Raw genomic sequence first — 19011 nt, forward strand, 5'->3', positions numbered from 1 at the left:
AACAAAGGTAAAGAACACTCTTCATGGCCGCAAAAAAACCAACCAACAATATGACAGAGCCACGAGACCGCCAGATGGAAGGGCTGAAACTCCCGCCTCATTCGCTGGAGGCAGAGCAGTCCGTGTTGGGCGGTTTGATGCTGGATAATGAACGCTGGGATAATGTGTCAGAACGCGTTGCCAGCAATGACTTCTTCAGCCGCCCGCACCGCCGAATCTTTACTGAAATGCAGCGTTTGCTGGAAAACAGCAAACCTATCGATTTGATCACCTTGTCTGAGTCGCTAGAGCAAAAAGGCGATCTGGATTCGGTGGGGGGATTTGCCTATCTGGCAGAGTTATCGAAAAACACCCCAAGTGCGGCGAATATTGGTGCCTATGCTGATATCGTGCGCGAACGTGCGGTAGTTCGTGAAATGATCTCGGTCGCTAATGAGATAGCTGACGCCGGTTATGATCCCCAAGGGCGTAGCAGTGAAGATCTGCTGGATTTGGCTGAATCCAAAGTGTTTCAGATAGCTGAAAGCCGCGCCAGTAAAGATGAAGGGCCGAAAAGTGTCGATCAAATCCTCGAAGCCACGGTCGCGCGAATTGAGCAACTTTATCAGCGGCCCCATGATGGGGTGACCGGTGTTTCAACCGGCTTTACCGACCTTGATAAAAAAACCGCCGGTTTACAGAAATCAGATTTGATCATTGTCGCCGCGCGTCCATCAATGGGTAAAACCACGTTTGCGATGAACTTGTGTGAAAACGCCGCGATGATGCAGGAAAAACCGGTATTGATCTTCAGTTTGGAGATGCCCGGCGATCAGATCATGATGCGTATGCTGGCGTCGCTGTCACATGTTGACCAGACCCGTATCCGAACCGGCCAACTCGATGATGAGGATTGGGCGCGTATTTCCAGCACCATGGGCATATTGATGGAAAAACGCAATATGTACATCGATGACTCATCCGGTCTGACACCGACAGAAGTGCGCTCCCGCGCGCGGCGTATTTTCCGCGAACATGGTGGTTTGAGTCTGATTATGATCGACTACCTGCAATTGATGCGGGTGCCGTCTCTTTCTGATAACCGAACGTTGGAAATCGCCGAGATTTCGCGCTCACTCAAAGCACTGGCGAAAGAGTTGCAAGTCCCGGTAGTGGCGTTATCACAGCTTAACCGTAGTTTGGAGCAACGTGCTGATAAACGGCCCGTTAACTCCGACTTACGTGAATCCGGCTCTATCGAACAAGATGCGGACTTAATCATGTTTATCTATCGTGACGAGGTGTATCACGAGAACAGTGATGAGAAAGGGATCGCGCAGATTATTTTGGGTAAACAGCGTAACGGTCCGATCGGATCTGTCCGGCTGAAATTTAACGGTCAATGGTCGCGCTTTGATAACTATGCCGGTCCACAGTACGACGACGAATAGTTTCCCCTTAGTCCTTGACGCTGCAGGGTTGTTAGCGGCGATGACTCACGCGGAACCCTCGCTGGCCGGCGACCTGCAACACCAGGTTCTTTGGGTATAACATCAATTATTAAGGATAAGAAATGAAAGCGGCAACAGCAGTAATCGACCGCCGCGCTCTGCGACATAACTTGCATCAGGTACGGCGCATGGCGCCACAAAGCCGCCTGATTGCTGTTGTGAAAGCAAACGCTTATGGCCACGGGTTATTAGAAACAGCACATACTTTGCAGGATGCCGATTGCTATGGCGTCGCGCGCATCGGCGAAGCTCTGATGCTACGTTCTGGCGGAATTGTAAAACCTATTCTACTGCTGGAAGGGTTTTTTACCGCAGAGGACTTGCCTATTCTGGTGGCTAACCGGATTGAAACCGCAGTACACAGTATTGAACAATTAGAAGCGCTGGAAGCGGCCAATCTCCCTGCTCCGATCAATGTCTGGATGAAGCTCGATACCGGTATGCATCGTTTAGGCGTCCGTCCTGAGCAGGCCGAAGCCTTCTACCAGCGGCTATGTGCTTGTGGCAACGTTAGTCAGCCAGTTAATATTATGAGCCACTTCAGTCGTGCCGACGAACCTGAGGTGGATACTACCCGCCAGCAACTGGCGTGTTTTGACGCCTTTGCTATTGGCAAACCGGGTAAACAGTCTATTGCTGCATCTGGCGGTATTTTGCTGTGGCCGCAAGCGCATCGTGATTGGGTTCGTCCCGGTATCATACTGTATGGCGTTTCGCCGCTGGATGAACCTTATGCCAGCCATTTTGGTCTACTGCCAGCGATGGCATTAAAATCCAGCCTGATTGCTGTACGTGAACATAAAGCCGGTGAGCCCGTGGGCTACGGCGGAACTTGGGTCAGTGAACGTGATACGCGCCTGGGTGTGGTGGCGATTGGCTACGGTGACGGTTATCCGCGCAGCGCACCATCGGGTACGCCGATGTGGGTCAATGGCCGCGAAGTGCACATTGTGGGGCGGGTATCGATGGACATGATTTCAGTTGATCTTGGGCCAGATAGCAGCGACAAAGTCGGTGATGAAGTGCTGTTGTGGGGGGCGGATTTACCGGTTGAGAAGATCGCAGCTTACACCGGTATCAGTGCCTATGAATTGATCACCAAGCTGACCTCCCGTGTAGCGATGGAATATTTAGGGGAATAAGGTAAGCTGACTAATCAAGGTATAGACAATTATTATCAATCTAGGAGAGCAGCGCCGTGTTCCAAAATGTTGATGCCTATGCAGGTGACCCGATCCTGTCATTGATGGAGAGTTTTAAAGCCGATAGCCGAGCACATAAAGTGAATCTGAGTATCGGGCTTTATTACAATGAGCAGGGTGAGATCCCGCAAATGCAGGCAGTGGATACCGCTGAAACCCAATTGAATGCTCAGCCACATGGGACACCGGTTTACTTGCCGATGGAAGGTCTGCAATCTTATCGTACTGCTATTCAGCAGCTACTATTCGGCAGCGATCACCCTATGCTGGCTCAGCAACGAGTAGCGACTATCCAAACTGTTGGTGGCTCCGGTGCATTGAAAGTGGGTGCTGATTTCCTTCATTCCTATTTCCCAGATTCTCAGGTGTGGGTCAGTGACCCTACGTGGGAAAACCATGTCGCTATTTTCAGTGGCGCAGGGTTTAAGGTGAATACCTACCCGTACTTTGATAATGACAAGCTGGGCGTAAAATTCGATCAAATGCTGGCAACGTTGCAGCAGTTACCAGCCAGAAGCATTGTTTTGCTCCATCCTTGCTGCCATAACCCAACTGGATCTGATCTGACGAATGCACAGTGGGATCAGGTTATTGGCGTGGCTAAAGACCGGGATCTGATCCCGTTCCTGGATATTGCCTATCAGGGTTTTGGTGCTGGGCTGAATGAAGATGCTTATGCGATTCGAGCCATGGCGGCAGCGGAATTACCCTGTCTGGTCAGTAACTCCTTCTCTAAAATCTTCTCTCTGTATAACGAACGGGTCGGTGGCCTTTCCGTGGTATGTGAAAGTGAAGAAGCTGCTGGTCGGGTATTGGGGCAACTGAAAGCCACGGTGCGGCGTAACTATTCCAGCCCGCCAAACTTTGGTGCACAGGTTGTTTCAAAAGTACTGCATGACAGCGAGTTACGGGCGCAATGGCAGGCTGAAGTGGAGCAGATGCGTCGGCGTATTATTGAAATGCGCAGCACGTTGGTGGAAGCCTTGAAGGCAGCACTACCCAATCGCAATTTTGATTACTTAATGCAACAGCGTGGCATGTTCAGCTATACCGGTTTTAGTGCTGCACAAGTGGATCGTCTGCGTGACGAGTTTGGCGTGTATCTGATTGCCAGCGGCAGGATGTGTATGGCAGGTGTCAACCACAGTAATGTTCAGCGAGTAGCGGCTGCGTTTGCGGCAGTACAGTAATTAGTTATCGCGTTATCTAACACGACGAACTGTTTAAGGCGATAGAAATATCGCCTTTTTGCTTTATTTTTTCCACCATCTTTCCGTCACTTATCTACATAACCTGTCTGGTTAGCCCTCCGCCAATGGCTGTAAATCGATTAAAGAATATACTAAATAAGGTGGCAGACCCATGCCCAATGATCATTCATCGCTCACAGTAAATCTTCTGTTATAAGTGCAAGCTAATACTTCAGCATGTTGCTGTATCCGATGGAATGAATACGCTATGAGGCCCTTTCGCTAGACGGCACTGGCCCATTACAGGAGATAACCCAATGAATAATTCAGCATTATTGGAATACTGCATGTCTAAACCGGGGGCAGAGCAGAGTGATCATGAGGAATGGCAGACCAATCAGATTAAAGTAGCCGATGTGATGTTTGCGATGGTGGGTGAAATTGGTGGGCGGCCCTCTATTTCGGTAAAAACCAGCCCTGAGTTGGCGGAGAGTTTGCGAGAGCAACATCCGGAGATCGTGCCGAGTGAACACTTGAATAAAGCGCACTGGAACACGGTGTTTCTGGATGGACAATTACCGAACTCACAATTTTACTCGTTAATTGACCGCTCTTATCAATTGGTATTGCAGGGGTTACCGGAACATAGGCGACAGGAGCTGGCTGTTTGATACCCCCTTGGTACTTGGAGTTGCAGGGTTGTTAGCCTGGTTCATTATTTGGCCCATCCTTGGGCCTGGCTGATTTGTTGTTCACGGGTTGCCAACCTGCAGCTCCAATGATTTTGGATGCTGATAGATTAATTGATGCTCTACTTACGTTGCAGCATTGGCTTGAGGAAGCGTGCGGTATGTGACGCGGCGCATTCTGCAACAGTTTCTGGTGTACCGGCGACCAGAATCTCGCCACCGCCACTACCGCCTTCTGGCCCCAGATCGACAATCCAATCAGCAGTCTTAATCACATCCAGATTGTGCTCAATGACCACAATGGTATTGCCCTGATCGCGCAGCTGATGCAACACCGCCAGCAGTTGCTGAATATCAGCAAAATGCAGACCGGTAGTCGGCTCGTCCAGAATATAGAGCGTCTGACCGGTGCCGCGTTTTGATAATTCACGCGACAGTTTCACCCGTTGCGCTTCACCACCCGACAGCGTAGTCGCAGATTGCCCCAGACAGATATAGGACAGGCCCACATCCATCAGTGTTTGCAGCTTACGCGCCAGTGCCGGAACCGCATCAAAGAACTCGCGAGCCTCTTCGATAGTCATCGCCAGCACTTCGTGGATACTTTTACCTTTGTATTTTACTTCCAGCGTTTCACGGTTATAACGCTTACCTTTACACTGGTCGCATGGCACATAGATATCGGGCAGGAAGTGCATTTCGACTTTAATCACCCCGTCGCCCTGGCAGGCCTCACAACGGCCCCCTTTGACGTTAAAGCTGAAGCGGCCTGGCGTATAACCACGGGTACGTGATTCTGGTACACCGGCAAACAGCTCACGAATGGGGGTAAAGATACCGGTATAAGTCGCCGGGTTAGAGCGCGGCGTCCGGCCAATCGGACTTTGGTCAATATCGATGACTTTATCGAAATGCTCCAAGCCTTGAATTTCACGGAATGGCGCCGGTTCGTTGCTGGTCGCGCCGTTCAACTGGCGCTGGGCGATACAATATAAGGTGTCGTTGATCAGCGTTGACTTACCTGAGCCAGAAACCCCGGTAATACAACTAAACAGCCCGACCGGCAGTGTCAGCGTGACATCTTTCAGGTTATTGCCGCTGGCGCCAATCAGTTTTAACACTTTGGTTGGGTCCCCCGGCACGCGTTGCGCAGGTATGGCGATTTCTCGTTTGCCGCTAAGGAACTGACCGGTCAGTGACTTAGGTTCAGCCATGATGGCCTCAACGGTCCCTTCGGCCACCACCTCACCACCATGCACACCCGCACCCGGGCCAATATCAATCACATGGTCGGCTGCGCGGATAGCGTCTTCATCATGTTCCACTACAATCACGGTGTTACCCAGATTGCGCAGATGAATCAATGTTTCCAGCAACCGTTCATTATCACGTTGGTGCAAACCGATGGACGGTTCATCCAGTACATACATGACACCCACCAAGCCGGCGCCAATTTGACTGGCCAAACGGATACGTTGCGCTTCACCACCAGACAGTGTTTCCGCCGAACGGGACAACGACAGATAATTCAGCCCGACGTTAACCAAGAACTTCAGCCGATCGCCAATCTCTTTCAGCACTTTCTCAGCAATTTGCGCCCGCTGACCACTTAGTTTCATGTTTTGGAAGAAGGTCAGTGCGTGGCCGATGCTCAGTTCAGAAATCTCGGGCAGAGTGGTGTTTTCGACAAACACATAACGCGCTTCGCGGCGCAAGCGAGTACCGTGGCATGAAGCACAGGAGCGATTGCTAATATATTTGGCCAGTTCCTCACGTACTGCACTGGACTCCGTCTCTTTATAGCGACGTTCCATATTGTGCAACACCCCTTCAAATGGGTGGCGGCGAACGGTGGTATCACCCCGATCGTTAATGTATTTGAATTCAATGGTATCTTTGCCAGAACCGTATAAAACGGCGTGCTGTATCGCGCTATCGAGCGAGTTAAATGGCGTTTCGATATCAAACTTATAATGATCTGCCAGTGAACGCAGCATCTGGAAGTAATAGAAGTTGCGGCGATCCCAACCACGGATGGCACCACCCGCCAGCGACAGCTCTGGATTCTGTAATACACGGTCTGGATCAAAGAACTGCTGTACCCCTAAGCCGTCACAAGTTGGGCAGGCCCCCGCCGGGTTGTTAAAGGAGAACAGGCGTGGTTCCAACTCACTCATACTGTAGCCGCAAATCGGGCAGGCAAAGTTGGCGGAGAACAGCAACTCTTCGGCGTGAGGGTCGTCCATATCGGCAACGACGGCAGTACCACCAGAAAGCTCCAGTGCCGTTTCAAATGATTCAGCCAGACGCTGAGCCAGATCTTCACGCACTTTGAAGCGATCGACCACCACTTCAATGGTATGTTTTTTTTGCAGTTCTAATTTCGGTGGATCAGACAGATCACACACCTCGCCATCGATCCGCGCCCGGATATAGCCCTGCATAGCCAGACCTTCCAGCGTTTTGGTATGTTCGCCTTTGCGATCTTTTACCACCGGAGCCAGTAACATCAAGCGGCGGCCTTCCGGCTGACTGATGACGTTATCCACCATCTGACTGACGGTTTGCGCGGCTAGCGTAACATCGTGATCTGGGCAGCGTGGTTCACCGACACGGGCGAACAGCAAACGCAGATAATCATGGATTTCAGTGATGGTACCCACAGTCGAGCGTGGGTTATGCGAAGTTGATTTTTGCTCAATGGAGATTGCCGGTGACAGACCTTCAATATGGTCGACATCCGGTTTTTCCATCAGCGATAGAAATTGGCGCGCATAGGCGGAAAGAGACTCAACATAACGGCGTTGCCCCTCGGCATACAAGGTATCAAAAGCCAGTGAGGATTTGCCTGAACCCGATAGACCGGTGACCACGATCAGTTTGTCGCGCGGGATAATCAGGTTGATATTCTTAAGATTATGGGTGCGAGCGCCCCGAACTTCTATATTATCCATTCAAACACTTCCCGGATGTAAACTGAGCCTCTCCCGCGCCCTTTTTTACTCTTCGTACTTGAAGCCGTAGGGTTGTTGGCTGCGTTCACTCACCCTAATCACTTACTGGCTGTAAGCTCATAGGGACTCGCTCGCTTGCCGCCTACCTGCAACTCCAATTACTTTGAGTAATGTATAGACGCATTTTGCAACGTCAAAAAAGGACACAGCCAGTACGAAACGGATAATTATGACACAAAAAAACCTGAATGGATATCCAGTATTCGAGTGCAATTAAGGCAGATGTCATGATAAAACTGCAACACATTTCGCAGTTATGATCTACTGTGCCGTTTAGCAGTTAGCGTGTTAAACTTACTCGTTTATACTGTACAAAATTTACTTCATCAGGAGAGTTCACATGGCCAGCAGAGGCGTAAACAAAGTGATTTTGGTCGGGAATTTGGGCCAAGACCCGGAAGTCCGCTACATGCCAAACGGCGGAGCTGTTGCCAATATCACCCTGGCCACTTCCGAAAGCTGGCGTGATAAAGCCACCGGCGAGCAGAAAGAAAAAACTGAATGGCACCGTGTGGTGTTGTTCGGCAAACTGGCAGAAGTGGCGGGTGAATATCTGCGTAAAGGCTCTCAGGTTTATATTGAAGGCGCACTGCAAACCCGTAAATGGACAGATCAGGCTGGTGTTGAGAAATACACCACAGAAGTTGTGGTTAATGTGGGCGGCACCATGCAAATGCTGGGTGGCCGTCAGGGCGGCGCTGCTCCGGCAGGTGGTGGTGCACCACAAGACGGCGGGGCGCAAGGTGGTTGGGGTCAACCTCAGCAGCCACAAGGTGGTAACCAGTTCAGCGGCGGTCAGACTTCACGTCCGGCCCAGTCTGCACCAGCAGCACAACCACAAGGCGGCAATGAGCCACCAATGGATTTCGATGATGATATCCCGTTCTGATTGCGCTGTTTTTTAAGCACAACAGTGCTGATTAGGAAAATAAAGCCCTGCCTTGGCGGGGCTTTTTGTTGGTTTTAAGTCGCGCCTGAGGGATGAGATTTTTATACCTCGATATATCTGTTTTGCTTTCTTAAAATTGGTATTGGCAGCTTTGCAAACCAAAAAATTCTTTTATCACTATAATCAATACTCTTATGTTCATCATATGGAGCTTGGTCATGGTCACGGTTCACCATCTGAATAATTCACGTTCACAACGTATCTTGTGGATGCTGGAGGAACTGCAAGTTCCTTATGAGTTGAAGCGCTATCAGCGCGACCCCGGCAGCTTACTGGCACCACCAGAATTGAAAAAAATCCATCCATTGGGAAAATCACCAGTGATTACTGACGGTGATCTCACCTTGGCGGAGTCTGGTGCCATTATTGAGTATTTACAGGAAACCTATGATGCACAGGGGCTATTTAAGCCCACCGGTCACTATGATCGTCAACAGTTCCGTTACTGGATGCATTATGCCGAAGGTTCATTGATGCCATTGCTGGTGATGAAACTTATCTTTAGCCGATTGGGTGGGCCGCCTGTGCCGTGGATTATTCGCCCGGTTGCCAAGGCTCTGGGTGATGGCGTACAGAAAAGTTATCTGAATAAGCAAATTGCTACTCACCGCGATTATCTGGAACAGCATTTGACGAATAATCAGTGGTTTGCTGGCAGTGATTTCAGCGCGGCGGATATTCAGATGAGTTTTCCTATCGAGGCAATCAACACCCGTGGTGGTCTTGAGGGGTTCCCGAAACTGCAAGATTTCTTAGTGCGCATTCATCAGCGCCCAGCCTACCAACAGGCGATTGAGAAGGGCGGAGCCTACAAACTGGAAGGCTGATAACCGATGATTCGGCATCATTGCCACGCAAAGTAAATGAGTGTGAGGCTACTCACACTTTTGTTTCCCGTCAAATTAATGCTCCCCCGACAAATTAATGTAAAAAAATGCAATAAATGTCGCTATCTGGTGTTGATTAGTCGCTACGAATAGCTAGATAATCGTTTGCCTTACAATAAGGCTATTTTATTTGCCATTTTGAACTTGGGCAGTGCTAAAAATCCTCACGTACCGAGTGTACGCTCCGGTTTTTGCGGCTGGCCGCGTCCAAACTGCCTGCAACAATGACGCTTATTGTAGTTTTTCTTCGATTTTTTTCAGTCATGCGTGCTTCCAGCTAATCGTTTGCTATTTTCTCCACCATGAAGATGTTGGAGGCGTTGTCGAGTTAATCGGCAAAAACGGAAACGATTACGTAGGGAAGGGCGCCTGACTTGCTGACTACTTTAAAATGACACACAGGGGACATAACCATGTCTAGCACCAACCCTCAAGTGAACCGGGCAGTAACGCCAAAAGGTTCGCTTGATGCATTTTTCAAGCTTAGTGAACGCGGCAGTAATGTACGCCAGGAAGTGCTGGCTGGCCTGACAACCTTTCTCGCCATGGTCTACTCGGTCATTGTTGTACCAAGTATGCTTGGCAAAGCGGGTTTCCCACCAACAGCGGTGTTTGTGGCAACCTGTCTGGTTGCCGGTCTTGGTTCTTTGTTGATGGGGTTGTGGGCCAACTTGCCGATGGCGATTGGTTGCGCCATATCACTGACAGCGTTTACGGCATTCAGCTTGGTGCTGGGGCAACACATCAGTATTCCTGTGGCATTGGGGGCAGTATTCCTGATGGGGGTGCTGTTCACTATTATCTCTGTGACCGGTATCCGTTCATGGATATTGCGTAATTTGCCGATGGGCGTGGCACATGGTACCGGTATCGGTATCGGCTTGTTCCTGTTGCTGATTGCAGCAAACGGTGTCGGCCTGGTTATCAAAAACCCGATTGAAGGTTTACCGGTTGCACTGGGTGCATTTACCTCTTTCCCGGTCATAATGACTTTGCTAGGGCTGGCGGTGATTTTCGGTCTGGAAAAACTGCGAGTGCCGGGTGGCATTCTGCTGGTGATCATCGCCATCTCGGTTATCGGCCTGATTTTTGATCCGAGTGTGACCTATCAAGGGCTGTTTGCGATGCCTAGCCTGGCGGATGCTAACGGTAATTCATTGATTTTCAGCCTTGATATCATGGGTGCATTGAAACCTGTGGTGCTGCCAAGTGTATTGGCATTAGTGATGACTGCTGTATTTGATGCCACCGGGACTATCCGCGCGGTAGCGGGTCAGGCTAATTTGTTGGATAAAGACGGCCAGATCATCAGCGGCGGTAAAGCTCTGACATCTGACTCCGTTAGCAGCATTTTTGCTGGTTTGGTGGGCGCTGCGCCTGCTGCGGTTTATATCGAATCTGCCGCCGGTACTGCCGCTGGTGGTAAAACCGGTTTGACCGCCACCGTGGTAGGTATTTTGTTCCTGCTGATGCTGTTCCTGTCGCCACTATCCTATTTGGTTCCGGCTTATGCGACGGCACCGGCTCTGATGTATGTAGGGTTGCTGATGTTGAGCAACGTCTCCAAACTGGATTTCGAAGACTTTGTTGATGCGATGTCTGGCCTGCTTTGTGCCGTGTTTATCGTGCTGACTTGTAATATCGTCACCGGTATTATGTTGGGCTTCAGCTCGCTGGTTATTGGCCGTATCTGTTCCGGTGAATGGCGTAAACTGAATATCGGTACCGTGATTATCGCTATCGCGTTAGTGGCATTCTATGCGGGTGGCTGGGCAATCTAAGCGATGAGTTTTTGCTGGCATCGGGGTGACGCTGTCCCGATGCCACAGCGGTTTTTAATAACCCTATTTTCTTTGTTTTTTCCTGCCATCAGTTACAGGTTTTTTCCCCGTTTAACAAAAAAGTGATCTACTATCAAAAGCTAAACTCCGGCCCTGTCTACGGGCGGGTGAGGTTAAATCTTATATTGAGTTGTGTTGAGTTGAGTCTAAGGAAAGCATGGAAATTTTTTTTACAATCCTCATCCTGATTCTGGTGGTGTCGCTTTCCGGCGTTGTCACTCGGATGTTGCCGTTTCAAATCCCCCTTCCTCTGATGCAGATTGTCTGTGGTGCCTTGTTGGCCTTTCCCCACTTTGGTTTGCATGTCGATTTTGACCCGGAATTATTCCTGGTGCTGTTTATTCCACCGCTGCTCTTTGCCGACGGCTGGAAAACACCGACACGAGAGTTTATTCACCATGGGCGGGAGATATTTGGTCTGGCGCTGGCATTGGTGCTGGTCACCGTGGTGGGTATCGGCTATCTGATTTACTGGATGGTGCCGGGTATTCCGCTGGTAGCCGCGTTTGCACTGGCGGCGGTATTGTCGCCAACCGATGCTGTGGCATTATCCGGCATTGTGGGGAAAGGGCGCATACCTAAATCGATTATGGGCGTATTAGAAGGGGAGGCGTTGATGAATGATGCCTCTGGTCTGGTTGCGCTAAAGTTTGCCATTGCGGTGGCAATGGGGACGATGGTCTTTACCGTGTCTGGTGCCACACTTGAGTTCCTAAAAGTGGCGATTGGTGGCCTGCTGGCTGGTGTGGCGGTAACCTGGCTATACAGTAAGTCACTGCGCCTGATGAGCCGCTGGAGTGGTGATGATCCGGCAACACAAATTGTCTTACTGCTGCTGTTGCCATTCGCTTCTTATCTGATTGCTGAGCATATTGGCGTCTCCGGCATTCTGGCCGCAGTGGCGGCAGGGATGACCATCAGTCAGTCCGGGGTTATCCGAAACGCACCATTGACGATGCGGTTACGTGCCGACAGCGTGTGGTCGATGCTGGAGTTTGTGTTTAACGGCATGGTGTTCATCCTGTTGGGGCTGCAATTACCGGGGATTTTGGAAACATCAATCATACAGGCTGAACTGGACCCAACCATTCAAACCTGGAACCTCTTCGCGGATGTTGCCATTATTTATGGTGCGTTGTTGGTACTGCGCTTTAGCTGGCTATGGTCGATGAAGAAAATCAGTAAACGCATCCTGACCAAACGGCCACTGGAGTTTGGCAATTACACCACACGTGAACTGTGGGTGGCATCGTTTGCAGGGGTACGGGGAGCGATTACTCTTGCCGGTGTCCTCTCTATTCCGTTATTCCTCAGCGATGGTTCAGCCTTCCCATCCCGTTACCAGTTGGTATTTATCGCCACCGGCGTGATTCTGCTGTCGGTTATTATCGGGGTGATTGCTTTGCCGCCATTGCTGCGTGGTGTGGTGGTAGCAGATAAAAGTGCCAGCCGTGAAGAAGTGCGTTTCGCTCGGGCGGCGACTGCCGAGGTGGCAATTGTTAGCCTGAATAAAATGGAAGAGCGGCTGGCAGCCAGCAGCGAGGAGAATATTGACCCGGAGTTGCTAAAAGAGATCAGTTCACGAGTTATCGGGACATTGCGACGGCGTACCGGCAGTAAGGATGAAATTGAGAACACCTTGCTGGTTGAGAATCTGGAGCGGCGTTTTCGTTTAACCGCATTACGAGCCGAGCGTGGGGAACTGTATCACCTGCGTGCGACGCAGAAAATCAGCAATGAAACGCTGCAAAAACTGCTGCACGATTTGGATTTGCTGGAAGCGTTACTGATCGAAAAAGAGGGTTAACGCTTCTTAAATCCGGCTGCCGTTCGGTGGCCGGTTTATCTAACGGAATCAACTTTGCGGCCCGCACTAATCAATAAAATATTCTATTATGGTAATAGCAACCCTTAAGGACGAGTCACTCGATATTGGTTTTATGTTAATGGGAAGGAACCTGTGTATTCAAAGAAACTCTGAGGAATATAATTATTGATATTTTTCTCATGGCAGTATTCTATGATTTGTCGTTTGCTGGAAACCCCTGTTTTTCTATAGAGACTTTGGATGGTATTACTGATGGTTCTGGGTGATAGATGAATTTTTCTGGCGATATCCACATGGGAAAATGAATGTAGAAGATAAAATAACACTTCCCACTCTCTTCTGGAAAATAAGTCAGATGGTGGTGTGAATACAAGAGATGTGGGTGTTTTTATTTTATTTAAATGAGTTAATATCATATTATCTACCGCTCGACCATGAAAAATAGTTCCTACAGATACGCCATTTTCATCAATTAATGGATATTTATCAAAAAACCAAGGTTGAAAATAGGGGTGCCCCTCAAATGCATGTATTTCAACTGACGTTATACGATCTTGCGATAACTCTACCTTACGGTCATGTTGTTGAAATTCATTTTGAAACTCCGATGTTGATGCCGGGAGTTCGCCATCGAGTCGTCCTTCTACGTTGAATTTATCCGGTAAGGATAATAATTCATGGTATTTTTTATTTGCATAAATAAATATTGAATTATTATCTTTCGCTCCCCAAGGCTCTGAACTCTGTGCCCAAAAGCGAATTAAAACGTTAAGTGAATCTAATAAGTTAGTTTTCATTATTTCACCATTTAATTAATTTACTATTTAATGATTGGTAATGTTTTAGTATTAATGGGGGTTGTTAAGTTATTAAATAACGATTACCCTTTGCAGTCTAGTTTATTATTTACTCTATTTTCCACAAGGAAGTGTTACATGATCAATATATCCGGTTTTAATTATGATAATGCTATAGAAGATCCCGTCGTTGGGATCTCAATTGCAGAAATGTTTAAGAAAGAAGGTTTGCAGGCTTATGGAACTCGCGTTGAGCAAGGCAAGCGCGTGAGTTGCCATAGTCATGCTCAAGATGAGGAGTGGTATATTATTCTCTCGGGTGAAGGTGCTATCTGGACTGCGGATGTCATTGATGGAGAATTAAAAAATAAGCGTGTAGATGTTTTTGCTAAAGGTTCTGTATTTTGCATCTACCCTAATACCGCGCATCAACTGGCAGCGAAAACCGACGTCGAGTTCATATTCTTGTGTCCGCAATCGCATATCACTCGTGACCGAATCCTGTTTGACGATATTGTGGCAGAGTAAGGCAAAAAAAGGGTGAGGATACCCTCACCCGCAAGTACTCAATGGAAAACCCAACGTAATGAATTAGTTAATGAATAACCTGCGCCAGAAACGCCTGGGTGCGCTCTGATTTCGGGTTAGAGAAAAATTCGGCGGGTGGTGCTTGTTCCACTATCTCCCCACGGTCCATAAAAATAACCCGATCGGCAACGGTGCGGGCAAAACCCATCTCGTGGGTTACACACAACATGGTCATGCCTTCATTTGCCAGACTGATCATGGTATCCAGCACTTCTTTCACCATCTCAGGGTCCAGCGCCGAGGTTGGTTCATCAAATAGCATGATTTTGGGTTTCATACACAGCGAACGGGCGATTGCCACCCGCTGCTGCTGGCCACCGGAAAGTTGGCCGGGGAACTTATGGGCGTGCTCTGCAATCCGCACCCGTTCTAAATAATGCATTGCCAATTCGTCGGCCTCTTTCTTGGGCATCTTACGTACCCAGCTTGGTGCCAGCGTGCAGTTTTGCATCACCGTTAAGTGCGGGAACAGATTGAAGTGTTGGAACACCATGCCGACCTCGGTACGTACCCGTTCAATATTGCGCAGGTCATCGTTAAGTTCGATGCCATCCACCATGATTTTCCCCTGCTGATGCTCTTCCAAATGGTTGATGCAGCGGATAGTGGTAGATTTACCTGAGCCAGAAGGACCGCAAAGTACGATGCGTTCGCCAGGGCGCACATGTAAATTGATATCTTTCAATACGTGGAACTGCCCGTACCACTTATTGACGTTTTCCAGCGTAATCATCATTTTATCGCCTGGAGTTGGCTGATTGTCGCTCATGTTATGCCTCAATGTGTGGAACGTCCGGTGTGAAAGCGCTTTTCCAGATGCTGGCTGTAGCGCGACATGCTGAAACAGAAAATCCAATAGACAGCGGCGGCAAAGACATAGCCTTCGGTCGACATCCCCAACCAGGCAGGGTCGACGGTGGCTTGCTGCACGCTGCTGAACAAATCAAACAGACCAATGATGATAACCAGACTGGTATCTTTAAACAGGGCGATAATGGTGTTTACCAACCCGGGGATCACCATCTTCAGGGCTTGTGGCAAAATAACCAGTCCTTGGGTTTTCCAATAGCCCAGCCCCAGTGACTCGGCGGCTTCGGTCTGTCCTCTGGGCAAGGCCTGTAACCCGCCACGCACCACTTCTGCCACATAGGCTGATTGGAACAACACCACCCCGACCAAGGCACGGATCAGTTTGTCGATGCTGGTGCCTTCGGTCATAAACAGTGGCAACATCACCGAGGACATAAACAGCACGGTGATTAGCGGCACCCCGCGCCAGAACTCAATAAATACCACTGACAGAATACGCACCACTGGCATACTCGAACGGCGGGCCAAGGCCAATAAAATCCCCAGCGGTAGCGCACCGGCAATACCTACTGCGGCGATGATCAGCGTCAGTGTCAGGCCGCCCCACTGGCGGGTTTCAACCCGGGTTAACCCGAGGAAACCGCCATATAACATCAACCATACCAGCAGTGGGTACGCTACCATCCACACCGCCAAATAGCGGCCTCGATGTGGCATAGCGCGCCAGAATAATGGAATGAGCGTCAGCAATCCGATGATCAAGGTGGTGTTGATGCGCCAACGCTGCTCAATAGGATAAAGGCCATACATAAATTGGCCAAAGCGCGCATGAATAAACACCCAGCAGGCACCCTCACGGGTACAATCAGTGCGCGATGTACCTAGCCAGTTGGCGTTAAAAATAGTCCAATTCAGTAATGGCGGGATCAATTGCCACATCAGCCACAGGCACAGCAGCGTCAGCAGACTATTAGTCCAACTGGAAAACAAATTCTTTCTCGCCCAAAACACCATCCGGCTTAACGGGTTGCCCGGCCGTACTGTGCTGGGTGGTTCACGGGTTAGTGTCATCGTCATTCGCTTCCCTTAGCGCTCTACCAGCGCGATCCGCCGGTTGTAGAGATTCATTAAAAATGAAATGGATAGGCTGATAACCAAATAGACTGACATGGTAATGGCGATAGTTTCTATCGCCTGACCAGTCTGGTTCAGCACTGTGCCGGCAAACAACGACACCATATCTGGATAGCCGATAGCGGCTGCCAGTGAGGAGTTTTTGACGATGTTCAGGTATTGACTGGTGAGTGGCGGAATGATGACTCGTAACGCCTGTGGCAGAATAACTTGGCGCAAGGTGACGGTGTTGGGCAGCGCCAGTGAACGGGCTGCTTCATGCTGACCATAGGGCACGGACTGAATGCCTGAACGAATCACCTCAGCAATAAAGGTCGAGGTATAAACCGACAGTGCCAAGGTCAAGGCCGCCAATTCAGGGATAAGAACCAGGCCACCTTTAAAGTTAAAGCCGCGTAACTGCGGTAGATCCCAATGCAGTGCCGAGCCATACAGAAAATGGGCCGCTGCTGGTAGGGCTATCAACAGTAGTAAGGCAATCGGCCAGGTGCGGTGAAACTGACCGGTATGTAACTGACGGAAATGGTTATAGCGATACAGCGCCACGGTGATAACAACGGCCAGCAGCACAGCGAGTATGGCGGGTATAAAACCGGCAGCAAACTCCGGTGATGGTAGATACAAGCCACGGTTGCTGAGAAAAGCCACACCGAAGGCATCCAGACTCTGTCGTGGCCCTGGTAGATTGCGTAATACCGCGAAATACCAGAAGAAGATTTGCAGCAAGGGCGGGATATTACGGAATGTCTCGATATAGATAGTGGACAGTTTGCGTAACAGCCAGTTATCAGATAAACGCGCCAGCCCAAGGAAGAACCCGAGGATCGACGCAAAGAAAATACATAATACTGATACCAGCAAGGTATTGAATAACCCGACCAAAAACACCCGGCCGTAGGTATCACCTTGCTCATAATCGATAAGATGCTGAACAATACCAAAACCGGCGCTGTTATTCAGGAAAGCAAAGCCGGAGGTGATGCCCCGGGTCGACAGGTTGGTAATGGTGTTATGGAAAAGATACGCACCGCATCCGATCAGTATCAATAGCGCGATAATTTGATACAACCAGGCGCGTACCGCTGGATTGGTCAGCGAAAAGACACCTTTGACGGTTGGGCGTTGTGACATAGTGTGGGCCTCGGTCTGGATAATACATCCGGCAGGGCGGGCCTGCCGGAGAGGTAATCAGTAATCAGCGAACCGGAGGCGCGTACTGGAGACCGCCATTGTTCCACAGCGCATTCTGGCCGCGTTTTATTTTCAGCTCACTGCCCAAACCGACGTTACGGTCGAAGCTTTCGCCGTAGTTACCCACTTGTTTCACGATTTTAACCACCCAATCGTTAGGCACTTTCAGATCTTTACCATAGTTGCCTTCCTGACCTAACAGATGTGCCATATCCGGTGTGGTTGGTTTTGCTGCCAGTGCTTCGACGTTTTTCGACGTCACACCCATCTCTTCAGCATTTAACATGGCAAACAGTGTCCAGCGCACGATGGCGAACCAGTCCTCATCACCCCGGCGCACAACCGGCCCCAGTGGTTCTTTAGAGATAACTTCCGGTAATACGATAAATTCGTCTGGTTTACCTAACTTGATACGCAGTGCGTACAGTTGTGATTGGTCAGAGGCCAATGTGTCACAGCGGCCGGAATCCAATGCCTTGGCACTTTCGTCAGAACGGTCGAAGGTAACTGGAGTGTATTGCATTTTATTGGCTTTAAAGTAATCTGCGACGTTCAACTCAGTATCTGTACCGGCCTGAATACACACCGTCGCCCCGTCCAGCTCTTTGGCGCTTTTCAGCCCCGCTTTATTGTGGGTCAGAAAGCCGATACCGTCGTAATAGTTCACTCCGGTAAATAACATCCCCATGCCAGCATCACGGGATGAAGTCCAGGTGGTGTTACGTGACAAAATATCAACTTCACCCGATTGCAGGGCGGTAAAACGCTCTTTTGCGGTCAGCGGGGTGTATTTTACTTTTTCTGCATCACCAAAGATGGCAGCAGCTACGCCACGGCAGACATCGACATCCAGACCAGAGAACTTGCCGCTGGCATCTGCATAGGAGAAGCCGGGCAATCCATCACTGATACCACATTGTACAAAACCTTTTTTCTTCACCGCATCCAAAGTAGTGCCCGCGTGGGCCTGACCTGCTAATGCCACTAATGAGGCGGCGGCAACCAGTGTTGAAATCATTATTTTCTTCATGAAAGCGTCCTGTGAGGCAAAGTCGAGCCTATTTTAATTTTGTAGCGCACCAGTGATGCACCGTCGCTGTCTGTTGGCGTGTAGCCAGTTTGGTATTAGCAAATGGGATGCCAGAGTTGCATTTCATTGATGATATGAGTAATTACTTAGCGTTAACTCTTTGTAGGTAATTTCTGACCGGGTAGGATGCACTTAAATGGCGCATTTAACGGCGGATTGATACTTTTTAGTGCAGAAAATTCTTATATACAGCGATGAACGAGAGGTAAGAGTAATTGAACCAGACTGAGGTATACATTTCGTCAATGTAATAACATAAAAAGCGGCATAGACAGGTGAAATTCGGATTTTTTAAATCTCTGATCCGTTAT

The 19011-nt window shown here is 49.5% G+C and carries 15 protein-coding genes; 9 read left to right on the forward strand and 6 right to left on the reverse strand.

Going from position 1 to position 19011, the window contains the following annotated elements; genetic code table 11:
- The first annotated feature begins 23 nt into the window (after positions 1–23).
- From dnaB to V1953_RS01660, 4 genes are all read left to right on the forward strand, one after another.
- On the forward strand, positions 24–1430 hold the full coding sequence (gene dnaB, locus V1953_RS01645; RefSeq protein ID WP_005191462.1) for a replicative DNA helicase: 1407 nt from the start codon (positions 24–26) through the stop codon (positions 1428–1430).
- A gap of 122 nt (positions 1431–1552) precedes the next feature.
- Positions 1553–2632: an alanine racemase gene (gene alr, locus V1953_RS01650; protein WP_083162133.1), complete on the forward strand. Its 1080-nt coding sequence runs from the start codon at positions 1553–1555 to the stop codon at positions 2630–2632.
- A gap of 56 nt (positions 2633–2688) precedes the next feature.
- On the forward strand, positions 2689–3882 hold the full coding sequence (locus V1953_RS01655; protein WP_083162135.1) for an amino acid aminotransferase: 1194 nt from the start codon (positions 2689–2691) through the stop codon (positions 3880–3882).
- A 317-nt stretch (positions 3883–4199) separates the two neighbouring features.
- The gene (locus V1953_RS01660) at positions 4200–4553 is read left to right on the forward strand and encodes an MmcQ/YjbR family DNA-binding protein (RefSeq protein ID WP_083162137.1); all 354 of its coding nucleotides are present in this window, start codon (positions 4200–4202) and stop codon (positions 4551–4553) included.
- A 140-nt stretch (positions 4554–4693) separates the two neighbouring features.
- Here the strand turns inward: V1953_RS01660 and uvrA are convergent, their stop codons facing one another.
- Complete coding sequence (gene uvrA, locus V1953_RS01665; RefSeq protein WP_083162139.1) at positions 4694–7525, reverse strand: excinuclease ABC subunit UvrA; 2832 nt, start codon at positions 7523–7525, stop codon at positions 4694–4696.
- A gap of 400 nt (positions 7526–7925) precedes the next feature.
- On the opposite strand from uvrA, the gene V1953_RS01670 reads away from it, so the two are divergent.
- The 4 genes from V1953_RS01670 (at position 7926) to V1953_RS01685 (ending at position 13069) form a co-directional block, all read left to right on the forward strand.
- A complete protein-coding gene (locus V1953_RS01670; protein ID WP_083162141.1) occupies positions 7926–8474 on the forward strand; it encodes a single-stranded DNA-binding protein in 549 nt (182 codons plus the stop codon).
- A gap of 218 nt (positions 8475–8692) precedes the next feature.
- Positions 8693–9361 carry a glutathione S-transferase family protein gene (locus V1953_RS01675; RefSeq protein ID WP_083162143.1) on the forward strand — a complete coding sequence of 223 codons (669 nt, stop codon included), beginning with the start codon at positions 8693–8695 and terminating at the stop codon, positions 9359–9361.
- 473 nt (positions 9362–9834) lie between these two features.
- Positions 9835–11202: an NCS2 family permease gene (locus V1953_RS01680; protein WP_083162145.1), complete on the forward strand. Its 1368-nt coding sequence runs from the start codon at positions 9835–9837 to the stop codon at positions 11200–11202.
- A gap of 217 nt (positions 11203–11419) precedes the next feature.
- Positions 11420–13069: a Na+/H+ antiporter gene (locus V1953_RS01685; protein WP_083162147.1), complete on the forward strand. Its 1650-nt coding sequence runs from the start codon at positions 11420–11422 to the stop codon at positions 13067–13069.
- 131 nt (positions 13070–13200) lie between these two features.
- Here V1953_RS01685 and V1953_RS01690 read toward each other — a convergent pair whose 3' ends face one another.
- A complete protein-coding gene (locus tag V1953_RS01690) occupies positions 13201–13887 on the reverse strand; it encodes a helix-turn-helix transcriptional regulator (RefSeq protein ID WP_372569717.1) in 687 nt (228 codons plus the stop codon).
- Positions 13888–14025: 138 nt separating this feature from the next.
- On the opposite strand from V1953_RS01690, the gene V1953_RS01695 reads away from it, so the two are divergent.
- On the forward strand, positions 14026–14415 hold the full coding sequence (locus V1953_RS01695; protein ID WP_083162151.1) for a cupin domain-containing protein: 390 nt from the start codon (positions 14026–14028) through the stop codon (positions 14413–14415).
- A 67-nt stretch (positions 14416–14482) separates the two neighbouring features.
- On the opposite strand, the gene V1953_RS01700 is transcribed toward V1953_RS01695, so the two are convergent.
- The 4 genes from V1953_RS01700 to V1953_RS01715 all read right to left on the reverse strand — a co-directional run bounded on the left by V1953_RS01700 (position 14483) and on the right by V1953_RS01715 (position 18640).
- Entirely contained in the window at positions 14483–15244 is a 762-nt protein-coding gene (locus tag V1953_RS01700) for an amino acid ABC transporter ATP-binding protein (RefSeq protein WP_042568985.1), read from the reverse strand.
- A gap of 8 nt (positions 15245–15252) precedes the next feature.
- Positions 15253–16356 (reverse strand): amino acid ABC transporter permease, encoded by a 1104-nt coding sequence (locus V1953_RS01705; protein WP_420071407.1) that lies wholly within the window; start codon positions 16354–16356, stop codon positions 15253–15255.
- A 15-nt stretch (positions 16357–16371) separates the two neighbouring features.
- On the reverse strand, positions 16372–17550 hold the full coding sequence (locus V1953_RS01710) for an amino acid ABC transporter permease (protein WP_083162155.1): 1179 nt from the start codon (positions 17548–17550) through the stop codon (positions 16372–16374).
- A 64-nt stretch (positions 17551–17614) separates the two neighbouring features.
- Positions 17615–18640, reverse strand: coding sequence for an amino acid ABC transporter substrate-binding protein (locus V1953_RS01715; RefSeq protein ID WP_083162157.1), 1026 nt, complete (start codon positions 18638–18640; stop codon positions 17615–17617).
- Between the last annotated feature and the right edge of the window lie 371 nt (positions 18641–19011).

It is taken from the genome of Yersinia sp. 2541 StPb PI, assembly GCF_052217145.1.
Taxonomy (GTDB): Bacteria; Pseudomonadota; Gammaproteobacteria; order Enterobacterales; family Enterobacteriaceae; genus Yersinia; species Yersinia enterocolitica_E.